The organism is Bacillus sp. CH_48, assembly GCF_038008465.1.
Classification (GTDB): domain Bacteria; phylum Bacillota; class Bacilli; order Bacillales; family Bacillaceae_G; genus Bacillus_A; species Bacillus_A thuringiensis_S.
In genome coordinates this window covers 3,393,159-3,408,849 of the sequence record NZ_JBBOZF010000001.1, presented here as the reverse complement: position 1 = coordinate 3,408,849, position 15,691 = coordinate 3,393,159, and the positions used below count along the sequence as shown (strand labels likewise).

The following is a 15,691-nucleotide window of genomic DNA, read 5'->3' as shown; positions in this document are numbered from 1 at the left end:
GGTGCTCTCTGCACCGAGTTTATTTAATAAAAGTCGCATCATACTTATCACTTTGCAACACTTGGAAATGTAAGTTTGCTAAATGTTTCCGTATTTCTGCACTATCGTCTTCATTTAAATTATTCGCTAAAAACACAATTTCTGTACAGTTTCCACGTTTATCCATAGCGTAAACTGCTTTTGTCACCGTCCATGGTGTGTAACCATTCTTTTGCCCAGCATGTCTAAATGTTTTACGGTATTTCTTGGCACTCATGTCTGTTTCAACGATATTTGCCCATACTTTTTCTTCAGCCTCTGTCAAGCCGCCTTTATGGTTTGCTTTTTGAAGTAATACCATATAATCATTTGCGGAAGCTGCTGGTAATCTATCTGACCAAATTTTGTCGTAACGTTCCTCTAAATAAAGCGGAATTTCCTTCTGTAATAATGGTCCCTTCTTCTTTAAGCGTTCATGAATATTCATCGCATATTCACGATATTGCTCTTGAGACATTTCTTTTAACTTTTTTTCTATTTTATATTTTGGAACATGCAATTCTTTATGCAAATATCCCGGGATATATAAAGATGAAACGATTGGAAATAGTGGTTGATGTGCAGGAAGTGATAAACTTTGTAAATTCCGATTAATGTTATCTAATCCTAACAATTCCATTAAGTATTCAGCATTCGCATTCGAACTAAACTTAACCATTCCTTTTGCCACTTCTTCTAAAGAAACCGCTCCTTCAGTTATCTTGCCTGTCTTCTCCAAATACTTTTGCCATCTATCTTGTGCACCCCCATCTGTATTCGGAACATAATAACGATTCACATCATTAATCGAAACGAAACTAGACGAATCAATTTTCCCTTCAGTAACTTGTTTCGTATATTCAAGCGCCACAATTAATTTCATCGTACTAGCGACTGGCAATACAACATTGGGATTTACAGAATAAACAACTTTATCATTTCTCTTTACTAGAAGTGCACTATTTTTTTCATCTTTATGTTCTTCAATAAAAGATGCAATATACTGTGCATCATCATTATTTGAACTCCATACTTTTTTCACTAAAAAGTTACCCGATATTAGCAAAACGAAAATACCCACAATTACTGCGCATACCATAGTTTTTTTCAAGTAAAATTCCTCTCCTATTGTATAACTCTTCTCTATTTATCATTAAAAAACAAAATAATGGAGATGGTCATTTGAATAACCATCTCCATTATTTTAACTTGTATACTCCTATTATGTCTACGTCATGATTTTCACAAAATCCTCAAGAAATTTTTTATAATGTAATGACCAACCAATTCGCACCCAATTTTTCAAGGCTTTTGCATCAGGTTGAGGACGGAAATCTGCAATACTTTCTCCTTTTGCAATTCCAGCTGTATCTACATCGACACGACGATATACATAATCTAAAAGGGATGGATTTGCCGCAACCATCATTGTAACGACGTCATGCACTGGACTTCCTTTTATTTTCGGATTTAACTTTCTATAAGCTTTATAATAATACGTAAATATCGGCTCGATTAACTTATTAAAACTCGTTTTAGAGTGTTTCGTAATATATTTTACCATTTCCGGTGTAATAATTGCTTCCGATGTAACGTTAAGTGGTACTAATGTCACATTTTTGGCATTTTGCATGACTAATTGTGACGCAATGGGATCACCATGAAAATTCGCCTCTGCGACTGGTGTTACATTGCCAGGCATTAAAAAAGCACCGCCCATTATATAATATTCTTTCACATACTTCATCATCGGCTTTTCTAAAATAAATGCTGTCGCTAACGTTGTTGATCTACCAGCATCGACTATTATTAATTCTCCTTTATATTTTTCAAGAAGATCAAAAAATGTACAAAAAGACTTTATATTTGGTGAAAAAGTTTTTGGAGGTTTAATTGGTCCTAAACCGTCTGCCCCATGAATTTCTGGATAATACGTCGTAACATCTCCGGATAAAGGGATTTTTGCACCATTAATAACAGGTATATCTTCCCGTCCTGCCATTTGCAGCAAATATGCGGCATTACTTGTCGCCTTTTCTTGTGTTACATTTCCATATCCCGTTACTACACCAACAATATCAATATCAGGATGCAACAATCCATACATAATTGCTAAAGAGTCATCAATTCCTGGGTCTCCTAAAAATAATACTTTTTTCATCGACCTCAACTCCATCCCCTCAATTGTTATTAATTTATGAATAACAATTGGTATACAGAATAAAAAAGAACAATTTCATACGAAAAAACGCAGTCCTATAAGGACTACGTTCTTCAGCTAACCTATACTGTTTTTTTTACAGCACTCATACTTCCAATAACATAAGCGATAAACGCAAAACAAATTGGGAAGACAACTGTATGTATACCGAACGGATTTGGATAGAAAAGATGAATACACATATATGAACCTACTCCAACGAAAATGGAAGCAAGCGCTCCTGTAGCATTTCCTTTCCTCCAATATAACCCTAATACGATTGGCCAAATGAATGCTGCTTCTAATCCACCGAAAGAAAATAAATTTAGCCATATTAAAAAATCTGGTGGTTTAATCGCCGCTGCATAAACGAGTAGTCCTACAATACCAGTAATCCACAAACTTCCTTTTTTTATCGTACTGTCTGCTGCATCTTTCTTTATGTAATTTACGTATATATCTTTAATAATTGACGAGCTTACAAGTAATAATAAAGAGTTTACTGTAGACATAATCGCTGCCATTGGTGCGGCTAAGAAAACTCCAGCTAACCACGGTGGCAACACTTCCATCGCAAGTAGCGGCATTACTTTATCTGGTACCGTTATACCTGGAAGTACTACTCTTGCAAATACACCTGTTAAATGCATACCGATCATAATTGTACCAACGACAACTGTTCCAATTATTAAAGCTTGGTGCATAGCTTTTGAATTTTTATAAGACATGGCACGCACGCTAATTTGCGGTAAACCTACAACGCCAATTCCAATTAAAATCCAAAATGATGTAACATATGATTTCGTTAAACTGCCATCTGCTCCGAATGGTGTAATTAAATTTGGATTAATTTGAACAAGTTCCTGCATAATCTTTTCAATTCCACCACCAGCAATGACAGTAGCAATTAAAATGATTGTCGTTCCAACTAACATAATGATTCCTAATAATGTATCTGATAGCGCGACTGCACGAAATCCACCAATTAATACGTACACAAGTACAGAAAAAGTAAATAAAAATAGTGCTGTTGTATACGATAGACCCGTTAGTGACTCAATTAATCGTCCACCGCCGACCCACTGGGCTACTGTCGCCGAAAATAAAAAGATAATAATACATAACGCAGAGAGTATAACAACTGCTTTATTATTGTATCTCCCTTTTAAATAATCGATAAGAGTAATTGCTTCCATCTTCCTAGCGATAATTGCAAACTTTTTACCGATAACCGTTAAAACGATATACCCTGTTACAACTTGAATCGCAGATAACAGTACCCATCCAAGCCCCATATTGTAAGCAATACCAGGGCCACCAATAAAGCTACTTGCACTACCGTACGTAGCAATCATTGTCATCGCTAATAATAAACCGCCTAGCTCACGCCCACCTAGAAAATATTCTTGTAAAAATTTATTATGAGCAGTTGCTTGCACGCGTCTTGAAGCATATACACCAATTAAAAATACAACGATAAACGAAATTATCATTGGAATGATTACATACCAATTCATCTATTATTCCTCACTTTTTTCTTCCTCATCGAGTGAAATATCTTGAAATACAAAACGAACAACTAAACTAAGTAAAATAACCATAACGATAAATCCAACGATACAGCTATAAAAAAACCATGCGGGAAAACCGAATACATATGTATATTCACTCGGATTTTTACTACCAAGCCCATAAGCGAATCCGTACCATATTATAAAATTAATAATAGCAAGTCCAAGACCAATTAACGCTTCTCTATGGGCTATTCGAAAGCGTGGATCATCATGATAATCTTTCATTTTTCCCCCTCCTCTCACGATGTATTATTGTACCATTGTTCTTCTAGTTTTTCCTACTAGAAAGCAAAAACAAGCAGGATTTTTTACAATCATATAGAAGGTTCTGTTACATTACATATTTTTTACAATTGTAACACAAATGAAATTTGAATTTTCAGTATTTATTAATTATGATTTTAATTAGAGGCTTTCCATCTAGTTTCCACATCCTTGATTTCGGAATAAGCGCCGTCTCGTACTGCGTTTACATTATATTTTCAAGGGGGTTATACAATGAGTCAACTAGCTGTAAATCTTCATGAAAAGGTAGAAAATTTTCTTCAAGGTACAAAAAAGTTATATGTGAATGGATCTTTCATTGAAAGCGCTTCCGGAAAAACATTTAAAACACCTAACCCAGCAACTGGTGAAACACTTGCCGTCGTTTCTGAAGCTGGTCGTGAAGATATTCATAAAGCTGTAGTCGCAGCTCGTATGGCTTTTGACGAAGGTCCTTGGTCTCGTATGAGCACTGCTGAGCGAAGCCGTCTCATGTACAAGTTAGCTGATTTAATGGAAGAACATAAAGAAGAGCTTGCACAGCTCGAAACATTAGATAACGGAAAGCCAATCCGTGAAACAATGGCAGCAGACATACCACTTGCAATTGAGCATATGCGCTATTACGCTGGCTGGGCTACGAAAATCGTTGGTCAAACAATTCCTGTTTCCGGTGATTACTTTAACTATACACGCCATGAAGCTGTTGGTGTCGTTGGTCAAATTATCCCTTGGAACTTCCCGCTTCTTATGGCAATGTGGAAAATGGGAGCAGCGCTTGCTACAGGATGTACAATCGTTTTAAAACCTGCAGAACAAACTCCACTATCTGCTCTATACTTAGCTGAATTAATTGAAGAAGCTGGATTCCCGAAAGGTGTTATTAATATCGTACCTGGATTCGGTGAATCAGCTGGACAAGCTCTCGTTAATCATCCACTCGTTGATAAAATTGCATTTACCGGTTCTACTCCTGTCGGTAAACAAATTATGCGACAAGCATCCGAATCATTAAAACGCGTTACACTTGAGTTAGGCGGTAAATCACCAAATATCATCTTGCCAGATGCTGATTTATCTCGCGCGATTCCTGGTGCACTTTCTGGTGTTATGTTTAACCAAGGACAAGTATGCTCTGCTGGATCACGCTTATTTGTTCCGAAGAAAATGTATGATAATGTCATGGCTGATCTCGTCCTTTATTCTAAAAAATTAAATCAAGGCGCTGGTCTAAGTCCAGAAACTACAATCGGTCCTCTCGTTTCCGAAGAACAACAAAAACGTGTAATGGGCTTCATTGAAAAAGGGATTGAAGAAGGCGCTGAAGTACTTTGCGGAGGAAATAATCCATTCGATCAAGGCTACTTCGTTTCTCCTACAGTATTCGCTGACGTAAATGACGAAATGACGATCGCAAAAGAAGAAATTTTCGGTCCAGTTATTTCTGCAATACCGTTTAACGATATTGATGAAGTAATTGAACGTGCGAATAAATCTCAATTTGGCTTAGCTGCTGGTGTATGGACAGAAAATGTTAAAACTGCACACTATGTTGCAAGTAAAGTACGTGCAGGTACAGTATGGGTAAACTGTTATAACGTCTTTGATGCAGCATCTCCATTTGGAGGATTTAAACAATCTGGTCTCGGCCGTGAAATGGGATCTTACGCATTAAATAACTATACAGAAGTGAAGAGCGTTTGGCTTAACTTAAATTAATGAGAAAGAACCTGACTTACCTGGTCAGGTTCTTTTCATTATGTATTCCTTTAAACTTGCAGTCCTCCGCTCACATTTAATACTTCACCTGTAATATAAGATGCGTATTCTGATGCTAAAAAGGCTGCTGCGTTCGCAATATCTTCTGGCGTTCCAATTCTACCAACTGGAATAGCGCCCACCATCTTTTCTTTCACTTTATCTGGTATCGTTTTTGTCATATCTGTATCCATAAACCCCGGACAAATCGCATTACAAGTAATACCGAAACTTCCAACTTCTTTCGCTGCTGTTTTTGTTAATCCTACAACTCCTGCCTTTGTAGCCGCATAATTTGCTTGACCTATGTTTCCTTCTCTACTAATTGAAGATATGTTAATAATGCGTCCATCCCCTTGTTGTCTCATGTAAAGAAGCGCTGGTTGCATACAATAAAAAACTCCAGTTAAGTTCACTTGTAATACTTGTTCCCAAGCAGACTTCTCCATTTTATGTAACATTGCGTCTCTTGTAATTCCAGCATTATTCACCAAAATATGTAATGTACCAAATTTTTGAACCGCATATTCAATTAACGACTTTGCTTCATTTTGATTACTCACATCACATCGATATGAGCACACTTCATATCCTTCATCTGATAACTCACGTGTCGTCTTTTGTAGATTCTCTTCATTTACATCGCTAATTAATACTTTCGCCCCTAGTTTTGCATAAACCCTTGCAATCTCTTTTCCAATTCCCTGTGCAGCTCCTGTTACAACAGCTGTTTTCCCATTTAAAAACTCCATTCCTATCCCCCATTTCTATTACTTATACTGTATATTTCGGCTTTTTGCTTTCCAATTCCTCTTTGTATAAAAAAGTCTATTTGTGTCAAACTAACTTTGCAACGTCGCATAAACGCAAGGAGATTGTGTCGAATGAACAAAAAGAATTTCAAACAAAGCAAAGCAACTGATGGCATTGATGTTGAGTTCTCTCGCGAACTCGCTGACCACAATGACTTAGAAGCAAACGCACGTGCAAATGCCGCTGATGCACGTCAAAAACGCCAGTCAACCGAAAAATAAGGTACATCACAACCTTATTCTTTTCAAAAGGGACCTACTACCCAACAAAATAAACCGAGAGACATCTCTCGGTTTATTTTCTATATTTTTTTGTATAATGAGCCAAAGTAAGCAACGGATATATATGAGCATAACTATGATAACGAATATAAAACCCACCTGGTAAACCTGTTCCAGTAGGATATTTTTCATTTACATAAGGGTTGGAGAGCAAATATGAAATACCTTTTCGAATGATTGGTGTTTCTTTTTCATAGTAAGAAATGAGAGCATCTAACGCCCATGCCGTTTGTGATGGTGTACTAAACGGCAAAGTAACAAATCTTTTTTCCACACTACTTTGGCAAGATTCTCCCCAGCCACCATCTTCATGCTGTATATGTTCAAGCCATAAAGCTGCTCGTTTTAATGATGGATCGCTAGATGGTATTCCTAGTGACCGTAAACCAGTCAACACTGCCCATGTACCATATATATAACAAATTCCCCATTTCCCATACCATGATCCATTTTCCTCTTGTACATTCATTAACCAATTTATCGCACTTTGTTTTTGTTTCTCGGGCAATTCATTTTGCGCATATGTCCCAAAAAACTCTAGCACTCTTCCTGTAATATCTGGTGTAGAAGGATCTGTAATCATATCACTTGCATTTTCGATTGGTAAATTTGCTAATATACGGCTCGTTACCCCTTTTTCAAAAGCTCCCCAACCACCATCATTATTTTGCAATCCTTTAACCCAATTAACCGCTCTCTTCCAAGCATTATCTACATTTTCGTCCCCTCTACTTCGCGCCAGTGCTCTTAACACAGCAGTTGTATCATCAATATCTGGAATCATCGTATTCACATCCGAAAAGCCCCAACCACCTGGGAATAGATTCGGTGCATGTACACTCCAATCTACTTTCTTCGTTTGCTGTTTTCTTAGTAAATACGCTGATGCATTTTGAATCACTTTACTTGCTTTCGGAACTTGAGCTTCTTGCAAAGCATAACTGAGTAAAGCTGTATCCCATACAGTTGACGGAGAGTTTTGCAAATGGCTCCCTCTCTCCATCTTCCATATATAAGATGCGATTCCCGTTATAGCCTTCTGAATAATTGGCGATTGAATAGAATGCCCTAATGCAAGTAAAGCATAAATCATATAAAACGAGGCAGTTGCGTAACTATATAATGTTCCATTTTCATCAATACGCTCTTTCATAAAACGTTCTACTTCCTCATATCCTTTATGATGCAAAGAAAGTGGATACGTTATAATTTTCTTCACCTCACTTAATAACGTTTGAAAAACTGGAGACCGATCCTCCCGAAACCATTCTCCGCCCCCGCCTGCAATGTGATTTAAATTTGGCAATAACTTTTTCCCTACTCGAAATCTTTTATTTAAACACAACATCATCGGAATTAAATGGATACGTGCTGAGCTACTCAATTCAAATATACTGAGGGGGGAATCGTTCTGCAGAAACATTATTGGTGTTGGCAAATGAAAGAGAGAAGGATATTCATATTCTCCATGAATCGCTAATAAAAACTTCGTCATAAAATGAGCACGCGCCACCCCCCCGCGCTCATTTATAAACATTTCCGCTCGCTTCATATTCGCATCTTCTTTTGTATATTTTTCCGATGCAAGTAAGGCAGCATAAGATTGAATTGTAGCAGATAAATTACCACCCACTTCATCTTCATACAATTTCCATGTTCCTTCATTTGTTTGGAGTGATGCTAATCTTTTTACAAACGGTTCTATCTCTTTATCTCTACCTAATAATTTTAATAAAAAAATCATATGACAATCTGTTAGTGGCGCTCCTTCAAAACAAAACCGCCACGTACCATCTTGCCGTTGCATCGTTTGAAGTGCAGTTGTTCTTCTCGCTATTTCTTCATGCACTTTTTCATATAATAACAAGTTACTCACCCACCCTTTCGAAATCCGTATAACGATATTCAAAAAGGTAGCTGAATATGTATGAAAACAAAGAAAAGCAGAACATATAAAATGTTCTGCTCATAAACAATATCCTACTCCGACAATAATCCCTAATAAAGCACCGACTACTACTTCATACGGTGTATGCCCAACAAGTTCATTTAACTTCTTATATTCTGTTTCTCTACCGTGAAAAAAGTCATTCAATATTTTTGCTTGTTTACTTACTGCAAGCCTTACTCCTGAAGCATCATACATAACAATAATGGCAAAAATAGCAGCAACCGCAAACATCGAGCTTTCCACACCTTCCACAACTCCAACTCCTGTAGCAAGCGCTGTAACTGTTGAAGCATGAGAACTTGGCATCCCACCTGAAGCAAAAAACTTTGCAAAATCAAATTCACCCGTTTTAACTAATTTAAAGACTACTTTCGTTAATTGTGCTAAAAACCATGAAATTACAGCTGCCATAAGCGGATCATTATGTAAAATTGTTTCCATGTTCTCAGCTCCTTACTGACTATAATGGAAATTCTATATAATATAAGTATAAAGAAAAATGCGTAGAAAATACTACGCATTATGATACTTTTGCTGATTTATTTTTTATAAATTTCGGTTGTTTCTGCACTAAAAACTTTGTTTTCGCTACCGAGAATACAAATAAAGCAACCCATATACAGAAAAATGCAATCATATGTGTAGATGTGAAATGTTCACCAAATACAAATACACCTAAAATTAAGCTAATTGTTGGCGCAATATATTGTAAAAATCCCACCATATAAAGCGGAATAAGTTGTGCTCCTTTTGCAAAATAAAATAGTGGTAATGCTGTTACAATACCTGCTCCTATTAAAAGTAACGTTGATAACATTGAAATAGATCCAAATGAGCCGAAACCATGTGCTCCTGTCATAACAAGATAAATGATCGCAAACGGCGTCACTAACATGGTTTCCATCGTAAGTCCAATTGTAGCATCATAGTTTAATAGTTTTTTCGTTAATCCGTATAATCCAAATGAAAAGGCAAGTGAAAGAGAAACCCACGGAATAGATCCGAAACGTACTGTTAAAATGACAACCCCTACTCCTGCTAAACCAACTGCAACATATTGCCAAAAGTTTAACTTTTCCTTTAAAACGACTGTACCAAGTAAAATACTAATAAGCGGATTAATATAATAGCCAAGACTCGCTTCAATAACATGATTATGATTAACGGCCCATATGTAAACAAACCAGTTTCCGCTAATCAAGACTGAAGCTATTGTTAATGACATTAATAATTTAGGTCGTTTAAAAAGATTCACAAATTCCCCAATAAACTGGCGAAACCTCTTCGTAACACCTAATACAAGTAACATAAAAACAAATGCCCAAACGATGCGGTGCACTAATATTTCATCTGCTGGAACTTCCTCAACCCATTTCCAATAAATCGGTAGAATTCCCCACATCGTGTAAGCACCAGCCGCATATAGTATCCCTTTTTTTTGCTCTGCTGATTGACTCCCCATCTTCCTTTTTCTCCTCTTCTCATTTTTTCTCCATTATACGGTCTCACATGCTCACTTTACCAATAATCAATCTGCATTTCTTTCGACATTTCTCATACAACGAATAATAAACATACCGTTATTACAACAAGTAACGGTATGCCGAAAACAAATTTCTTTTTATGAGTTTTATGATGAAACATATACATGCCGATCCAAGCTCCAACTGCTCCTCCAGCTGCCGCCGATAAAAACAACGTACTTTCTGGCGTTCTCCACTGTTTCTTCTTTGCTTTTCGTTTATCAAGCCCCATAAGGCTAAAAGCTATAACGTTAATAATAAGAAAATAAATCCATTTCATCGCTTTCTCTCCTTATGAAAAATTCGATTAATAGTAACACGAAAAAACGACGGAAACAACTGAAGAACTCTTTTTATCCAACTAGTTTCATTCCTTTTTCTTAATTAATTGCCTTCATATTTATATAACCAACTAAAATCGCAATTAAAGCATTTAAATAGAAAAACGTTATGAGCAGAATCTTATATTTCATTACATTCACCCACTACCATATCATCAAAAAAATTGCTCTCAATCACTTTCTCATCAAAATGAAGAACTACAATTAGCCCTACATATAAAGAAACAAAATTTAGAAACCATTCCCCATTCTCATCTTTCTTAGCTAAGCATTTAAATATCTCTTGAAATTGCATACGCTCGTCTGCAGCAACAACCGGACGCACACCAAAATATTTCAATACGAGATTCAGCTTCAGCTGCACGGATAATGATAAAATATATTTTAATAACTCCGTATCCTCTGCACAATCTTTTTGACTATACAACTTCACAAGCTTTTGATGTAAAGTAGAAATCGATAATTCTTCGTCAGTCACTTTAGTTGCTTCTACCATTTCAATCATCTTTTTCATATTCATTACATTCACCCCTTCTGAAAAAATTCTAAAGCCAAAGAGTACTTAATTCAAAATGTACAATAATTGTGCGTTTCTCGTCTCTCGTTCTTCCTCACTGACTAAATCATACTTTTTTAGGAGGTGAAAAACATCATTTAATAATTTCTGTGAATGAATACCTTGCAAAAAACTCTTTAACTCTTTAAAGATCCCTTCAGGTAAAAAACTCTTTTGACTTTCAAGCTTATTCATCACATCTTCAATAGAATGATCAATGTTACATGCCATATTAAACTTCCCCCTCTATCCTCTATAAATAATATCCTCAGCTAACGATGTAAACACTTCTCCTACAAGAGAGTCTTCATCATATACAGATGAACCGTTATTTTCTTCTCGTTTTGCAAAAGGTATTTTCGCGATCACTTCTGTTTGCAATTGTTCTGCAAGCATTTCGCCGCCACCTTTTCCGAAGAGATAGTTTTTCGATCCATCTTGCTCTTCATAATAAGCCATATTTTCTACAATCCCTAAAATCTCGTGTTTCGTATGCTTTGCCATAACTCCTACTCTAGATGCTACGAACGAAGCTACATTGTGTGGTGTTGTAACGATAATTTCTTGCGCCTGCGGGATCATTGCTGCAACATCAATAGCAACATCTCCTGTACCAGGTGGTAAATCAAGAAGTAAATAATCTAATTCTCCCCAGTGCGTATTCGCAAGGAAATTTTGAATCCATTTATTTAACATCGGTCCGCGCCACATAACCGGGTTATTTCCTTCCGTAAAAAATCCCATCGACATAATTTTAACACCGTGACTAACGACCGGAATTGCTGTTTGATCAATCATCGTTGGTTTCTTATTCGTTTCCATCATAGCTGGAATACTAAAACCATATATGTCTGCATCTAATATCCCCACTTTTTTGCCCATACGAGCTAGTGCAGTTGCAAGATTAATTGTCACCGTTGATTTTCCAACTCCACCTTTTCCACTCGTTACAGTAATAAACCGTACTCCTGAATCAAGGCGAAGCATGCTCGGCATACCAGTTTCTGTTCTACTATTTTTCTTTAACTTCTCTGTTAAAGCTGCACGTTCTTCTTGTGTCATAGAACCAAATGTTACATCCACTTTAGAGGCACCAATTGCGTGAAGTGATTCTTCAATATCTTGTTGAATTTTTGCTTTTAACGGACAACCTTGTATTGTTAGTACTACTTCAAGTTTAACCTCTGTTCCGTTCATTTGTATATTTCTAACCATATTTAATTCTACAACACTTTTGTGTAACTCTGGATCCTCTACATGTTTTAATGCATTTATTATTTGTTCTTGAGTAAGCATAGAACTCATCCCTTCTCTTATTCTAATTTATATACAACATCTTCTTGGCGCTTCATCTGTTGAAAAAGCTTATTACCCTCCGCTAACGGGCGGGATTAATGCGACTATATCTCCTACTTTTATCATCTCTTCATTCGTTACAAACTCTTCATTAATTGCAACCATTACTGTATCCAAGGATTGCAAATGATAACTATCTTTCAACCATTCTTTTAATTGCCCAACAGTCATTTCTTGTTTTTCTGAAATTATTAATTGATCCAATCCGACTTCCTCACGCAAATTTGCAAACAATAAAATTGTAATCATTTTCTCATTCTTCCTTCTTTGGTTTTCCTTCTGGATATGGTGTGTTTTCAAGTTGATCTCCAACCCACATCGTTCCATCTTCCCGAAATTCTTTTTTCCAAATTGGAACGATTCGTTTTATACGTTCAATCGCGTACTCATTCGCTTCATAAGCTACTTTACGATGCGGTGATGAAACTGCAATGACTACCGCAATATCCATGATTTCTAGCCGCCCTACACGGTGCGTAATTGCTACTTTTGCATCCGGCCATCTTTCACTAATTTCTTCACCAATTCTCATAAGTTGTTTTACTGCCATCGGTTTATATGCTTCATACTCTAAATGTAGCGTTCGTTTTCCTTTTGTAAGTTCTCTCACGGTACCAATAAATGTTGTAATCGCACCCGCTTCCCTTCTTGCGACTTTATTCGTTACTTCTTCAACTAAAATCGGATTATCTACAATCTCAAATAACACTTGTCCCATTAGAACCACCTCTCACTTTATGAAATGTCCAAGGCCATTCACTACCTTCGTTATCTTCTAATAAAAGAACATCGACAAACATATCTTTTTTATATCCTCTTGTCCCGCCCGGCAATACGATAAACACGTTTGATTCTGCCAATGAGGAAACTGAGCTAGATTTATCAAAACCTGATGGATAAGCTATTAATTTCCCCTCATCATATTGCAATTTCGCTCGTACAAATCTTGTAAATGGATTCGGTTTTAGAAAATCTTCTCCTAATAACGCTTTTTCTCTTTTTAAATGTACTTTTTCACTAAACATATACGCCCGAATACACGGTCTTACGAATAATTCAAACCCTACATAACAAGCTGATGGATTTCCTGATAAACCAAATAATAACTTGCCATTTAATTGTGCTACAGTCGTAACACTCCCTGGCCGCATTGCAACTTTATTGAAAAGAACAGAGGCACCTAACTTTTCGTAAATAGCTGGTAAATAATCGTAATCTCCTACTGATACACCGCCCGTTGTAATTAACATATCCACTTGCCCAAGCGCTTCTTTCACAGCTGTAAAACATGTATTAAAATCATCACTAAACTTCCCCAAATATTTTACTCTGCCGCGTGCTCTTCGAATTTGAGACAATATCATATACGTATTACTATTTCGGATTTTCCCTGGCTGTAATGAATCATCGACATCAAGCAATTCACTCCCAGTCGCTAACAGTCCAATTACAGGCTTTCTCGCAACTGGCACTTCACTATAACCGAATGTAGCAAGAAGAGCTGAAATACCTGGATTAATGTACGATCCTTTCTTTGCAAGAACCGTTCCTTTACGAGCATCTTCACCTTGAAAAGAAATATTGTCGCCCTTTTTGAATGATCGCTTCACTTCCATATAATTGTTGCCATTCTTCTCATATTGACGAGTCAGCTCTAACATAACAACCGCATCACACCCATTCGGAATTTGTGCTCCCGTCATAATTCGAACTGCTTGAAACGGACCTACTTTCTCATGGAATAGCGATCCTGCACCAATTTCACCCACTACTTCAAATACAATTGGCGTTTCATAACTTGCTAAATTAGTATCTTCTGCTCGAATAGCAAATCCGTCATACGGCGAACGATTAAATGACGGTACATCATGGTCAGCTATTAAATCCTCTGCTAATATACGTCCATAAGCTAATTCAATTGGTAATAGCTCCTTTAAGCCTTTATCAGCAAATCCCATCACTTTACGAACAGCTTCTTCAACCGTAATTGGCACTCTTCTTTCCATTGTTGACACCCTCTCTATTAACCGAATACGCGATAATATAGTTGTTTCGCTTTCGAAATATCATTTGTACCATGAATAAAAACACGACCATCTCGAAAAACAACCACGCGGTAATCATCGAATTGGCAAGATAGTAAATACGGATTCCGATCTACTTTCCCCAGTTTTTGTAATACTTTTTCTATATCATCAAAATTGTATTTCCTATTTTCTACTGTTCTAATTTGAACTGTATTTCTTCCGCATAAAACAGCTGCTTTCGTTTGATTTTCGTATGATAAATAAGGATAAGTTCGATTCAAACCGCATGAGAGACAAGCGTCTGTTTTTATTTTCCCTAATTTTATAAAATGATTTTGATTACTCCATATATCAAACATGAAAAATGTTTTTCTAATTGCTGAGAAATCTTCCACTAAAATTTTGAGTGCTTCTGCCAATTGATATGCTGCGACGATTTGAACAGTCGGGCTAATAATTCCAGCGGTATCACATGTCACACCTGTAACAGGAATATTTTTCAGCATACAATGTAAACACGGTGTCTCTTGCGGAATAATTGTATAACTCATACCATACGATCCAACGCAAGAACCATATACCCAAGGAATATTATGTTTTTGTGATAAATCATTTATTACAAATCGAATATCAAAATTATCTGTTGCATCAATGATTACATCTACATTTTTTAATAGACCTTCCATATTTTCTGAAGTTGCATCCATTACGAAAGCATGTATTTGTACTTCCGAATTAATTTGTTCTAACCGATTTTTTGCAGCAATTGCTTTCGGCATTTTCTCTCTCGCATCTTGTTCAGAGTACAATTGTTGCCTTTGTAAATTACTCCATTCAACGTAGTCACGATCAATAATCGTCAACTTGCCAACACCTGCACGTACGAAACTTTCGGCACTTGCACTTCCTAATGCGCCTGCCCCTACAATTAACACATGTTTATTTCGAATTTTTTCTTGTCCTTTACTCCCAATTGGTTTGAACAACTGTTGTCGTGAATACCGATCAGCCATTACATACCCTTCCTCT

18 protein-coding genes are annotated in these 15,691 nt (G+C 36.6%); 2 read left to right on the top strand and 16 right to left on the bottom strand.

The window, feature by feature from the left end; genetic code table 11:
* Positions 1-19: 19 nt before the first annotated feature.
* From N2V92_RS17245 to N2V92_RS17230, 4 genes are all read right to left on the bottom strand, one after another.
* Positions 20-1,129, bottom strand: a complete 1,110-nt coding sequence (locus N2V92_RS17245) for a serine hydrolase (protein ID WP_000753478.1) — start codon at positions 1,127-1,129, stop codon at positions 20-22.
* Between the two features lie 117 nt (positions 1,130-1,246).
* Positions 1,247-2,179, bottom strand: a complete 933-nt coding sequence (locus N2V92_RS17240) for a nucleoside hydrolase (RefSeq protein WP_000756467.1) — start codon at positions 2,177-2,179, stop codon at positions 1,247-1,249.
* Between the two features lie 122 nt (positions 2,180-2,301).
* A complete protein-coding gene (gene panF, locus N2V92_RS17235) occupies positions 2,302-3,735 on the bottom strand; it encodes a sodium/pantothenate symporter (RefSeq protein ID WP_001104822.1) in 1,434 nt (477 codons plus the stop codon).
* A 3-nt stretch (positions 3,736-3,738) separates the two neighbouring features.
* Entirely contained in the window at positions 3,739-4,017 is a 279-nt protein-coding gene (locus tag N2V92_RS17230; RefSeq protein WP_000656241.1) for a YhdT family protein, read from the bottom strand.
* Positions 4,018-4,290: 273 nt separating this feature from the next.
* Here N2V92_RS17230 and dhaS point away from each other — a divergent pair, with 273 nt between their 5' ends.
* On the top strand, positions 4,291-5,775 hold the full coding sequence (dhaS, locus tag N2V92_RS17225) for an aldehyde dehydrogenase DhaS (protein ID WP_000080306.1): 1,485 nt from the start codon (positions 4,291-4,293) through the stop codon (positions 5,773-5,775).
* A 50-nt stretch (positions 5,776-5,825) separates the two neighbouring features.
* Here dhaS and fabG read toward each other — a convergent pair whose 3' ends face one another.
* Entirely contained in the window at positions 5,826-6,566 is a 741-nt protein-coding gene (gene fabG / locus N2V92_RS17220) for a 3-oxoacyl-ACP reductase FabG (RefSeq protein WP_017763493.1), read from the bottom strand.
* Positions 6,567-6,698: 132 nt separating this feature from the next.
* Here fabG and N2V92_RS17215 point away from each other — a divergent pair, with 132 nt between their 5' ends.
* The gene (locus tag N2V92_RS17215; RefSeq protein WP_001035815.1) at positions 6,699-6,848 is read left to right on the top strand and encodes a YfhD family protein; all 150 of its coding nucleotides are present in this window, start codon (positions 6,699-6,701) and stop codon (positions 6,846-6,848) included.
* 73 nt (positions 6,849-6,921) lie between these two features.
* On the opposite strand, the gene N2V92_RS17210 is transcribed toward N2V92_RS17215, so the two are convergent.
* The 11 genes from N2V92_RS17210 to N2V92_RS17160 all read right to left on the bottom strand — a co-directional run bounded on the left by N2V92_RS17210 (position 6,922) and on the right by N2V92_RS17160 (position 15,675).
* Positions 6,922-8,775, bottom strand: a complete 1,854-nt coding sequence (locus N2V92_RS17210) for a terpene cyclase/mutase family protein (protein ID WP_000928149.1) — start codon at positions 8,773-8,775, stop codon at positions 6,922-6,924.
* 99 nt (positions 8,776-8,874) lie between these two features.
* Positions 8,875-9,300, bottom strand: a complete 426-nt coding sequence (locus N2V92_RS17205; RefSeq protein WP_000447819.1) for a divergent PAP2 family protein — start codon at positions 9,298-9,300, stop codon at positions 8,875-8,877.
* 79 nt (positions 9,301-9,379) lie between these two features.
* Complete coding sequence (gene rarD, locus N2V92_RS17200; protein WP_000535543.1) at positions 9,380-10,321, bottom strand: EamA family transporter RarD; 942 nt, start codon at positions 10,319-10,321, stop codon at positions 9,380-9,382.
* Between the two features lie 92 nt (positions 10,322-10,413).
* Positions 10,414-10,662, bottom strand: coding sequence for a DUF1294 domain-containing protein (locus tag N2V92_RS17195; RefSeq protein WP_000871349.1), 249 nt, complete (start codon positions 10,660-10,662; stop codon positions 10,414-10,416).
* A gap of 182 nt (positions 10,663-10,844) precedes the next feature.
* Entirely contained in the window at positions 10,845-11,243 is a 399-nt protein-coding gene (locus N2V92_RS17190) for a hypothetical protein (protein ID WP_001056280.1), read from the bottom strand.
* Between the two features lie 42 nt (positions 11,244-11,285).
* Positions 11,286-11,510 carry a hypothetical protein gene (locus N2V92_RS17185; protein ID WP_000752380.1) on the bottom strand — a complete coding sequence of 75 codons (225 nt, stop codon included), beginning with the start codon at positions 11,508-11,510 and terminating at the stop codon, positions 11,286-11,288.
* A 15-nt stretch (positions 11,511-11,525) separates the two neighbouring features.
* On the bottom strand, positions 11,526-12,575 hold the full coding sequence (locus tag N2V92_RS17180; protein WP_000957495.1) for a P-loop NTPase: 1,050 nt from the start codon (positions 12,573-12,575) through the stop codon (positions 11,526-11,528).
* Positions 12,576-12,647: 72 nt separating this feature from the next.
* The gene (gene moaD / locus N2V92_RS17175) at positions 12,648-12,884 is read right to left on the bottom strand and encodes a molybdopterin converting factor subunit 1 (protein WP_000628473.1); all 237 of its coding nucleotides are present in this window, start codon (positions 12,882-12,884) and stop codon (positions 12,648-12,650) included.
* Between the two features lie 4 nt (positions 12,885-12,888).
* Positions 12,889-13,353 carry a molybdopterin synthase catalytic subunit MoaE gene (gene moaE / locus N2V92_RS17170; RefSeq protein ID WP_000531883.1) on the bottom strand — a complete coding sequence of 155 codons (465 nt, stop codon included), beginning with the start codon at positions 13,351-13,353 and terminating at the stop codon, positions 12,889-12,891.
* The gene (locus tag N2V92_RS17165; protein ID WP_042595413.1) at positions 13,334-14,641 is read right to left on the bottom strand and encodes a molybdopterin molybdotransferase MoeA; all 1,308 of its coding nucleotides are present in this window, start codon (positions 14,639-14,641) and stop codon (positions 13,334-13,336) included. The genes moaE and N2V92_RS17165 overlap by 20 nt, the downstream gene beginning before the upstream one ends.
* A gap of 17 nt (positions 14,642-14,658) precedes the next feature.
* Complete coding sequence (locus tag N2V92_RS17160; RefSeq protein WP_042595416.1) at positions 14,659-15,675, bottom strand: molybdopterin-synthase adenylyltransferase MoeB; 1,017 nt, start codon at positions 15,673-15,675, stop codon at positions 14,659-14,661.
* Between the last annotated feature and the right edge of the window lie 16 nt (positions 15,676-15,691).

Coding starts and splice junctions, on each gene's coding strand:
- N2V92_RS17195 (WP_000871349.1), bottom strand. CDS start 10,662: ATGAAATGGATTTATTTTCTTATTATTAACGTTATAGCTTTTAGCCTT.
- moaD (WP_000628473.1), bottom strand. CDS start 12,884: ATGATTACAATTTTATTGTTTGCAAATTTGCGTGAGGAAGTCGGATTG.
- N2V92_RS17190 (WP_001056280.1), bottom strand. CDS start 11,243: ATGAATATGAAAAAGATGATTGAAATGGTAGAAGCAACTAAAGTGACT.
- N2V92_RS17240 (WP_000756467.1), bottom strand. CDS start 2,179: ATGAAAAAAGTATTATTTTTAGGAGACCCAGGAATTGATGACTCTTTA.
- N2V92_RS17160 (WP_042595416.1), bottom strand. CDS start 15,675: ATGGCTGATCGGTATTCACGACAACAGTTGTTCAAACCAATTGGGAGT.
- N2V92_RS17185 (WP_000752380.1), bottom strand. CDS start 11,510: ATGGCATGTAACATTGATCATTCTATTGAAGATGTGATGAATAAGCTT.
- fabG (WP_017763493.1), bottom strand. CDS start 6,566: ATGGAGTTTTTAAATGGGAAAACAGCTGTTGTAACAGGAGCTGCACAG.
- N2V92_RS17215 (WP_001035815.1), top strand. CDS start 6,699: ATGAACAAAAAGAATTTCAAACAAAGCAAAGCAACTGATGGCATTGAT.
- rarD (WP_000535543.1), bottom strand. CDS start 10,321: ATGGGGAGTCAATCAGCAGAGCAAAAAAAAGGGATACTATATGCGGCT.
- panF (WP_001104822.1), bottom strand. CDS start 3,735: ATGAATTGGTATGTAATCATTCCAATGATAATTTCGTTTATCGTTGTA.
- moaE (WP_000531883.1), bottom strand. CDS start 13,353: ATGGGACAAGTGTTATTTGAGATTGTAGATAATCCGATTTTAGTTGAA.
- N2V92_RS17180 (WP_000957495.1), bottom strand. CDS start 12,575: ATGCTTACTCAAGAACAAATAATAAATGCATTAAAACATGTAGAGGAT.
- dhaS (WP_000080306.1), top strand. CDS start 4,291: ATGAGTCAACTAGCTGTAAATCTTCATGAAAAGGTAGAAAATTTTCTT.
- N2V92_RS17230 (WP_000656241.1), bottom strand. CDS start 4,017: ATGAAAGATTATCATGATGATCCACGCTTTCGAATAGCCCATAGAGAA.
- N2V92_RS17205 (WP_000447819.1), bottom strand. CDS start 9,300: ATGGAAACAATTTTACATAATGATCCGCTTATGGCAGCTGTAATTTCA.
- N2V92_RS17165 (WP_042595413.1), bottom strand. CDS start 14,641: ATGGAAAGAAGAGTGCCAATTACGGTTGAAGAAGCTGTTCGTAAAGTG.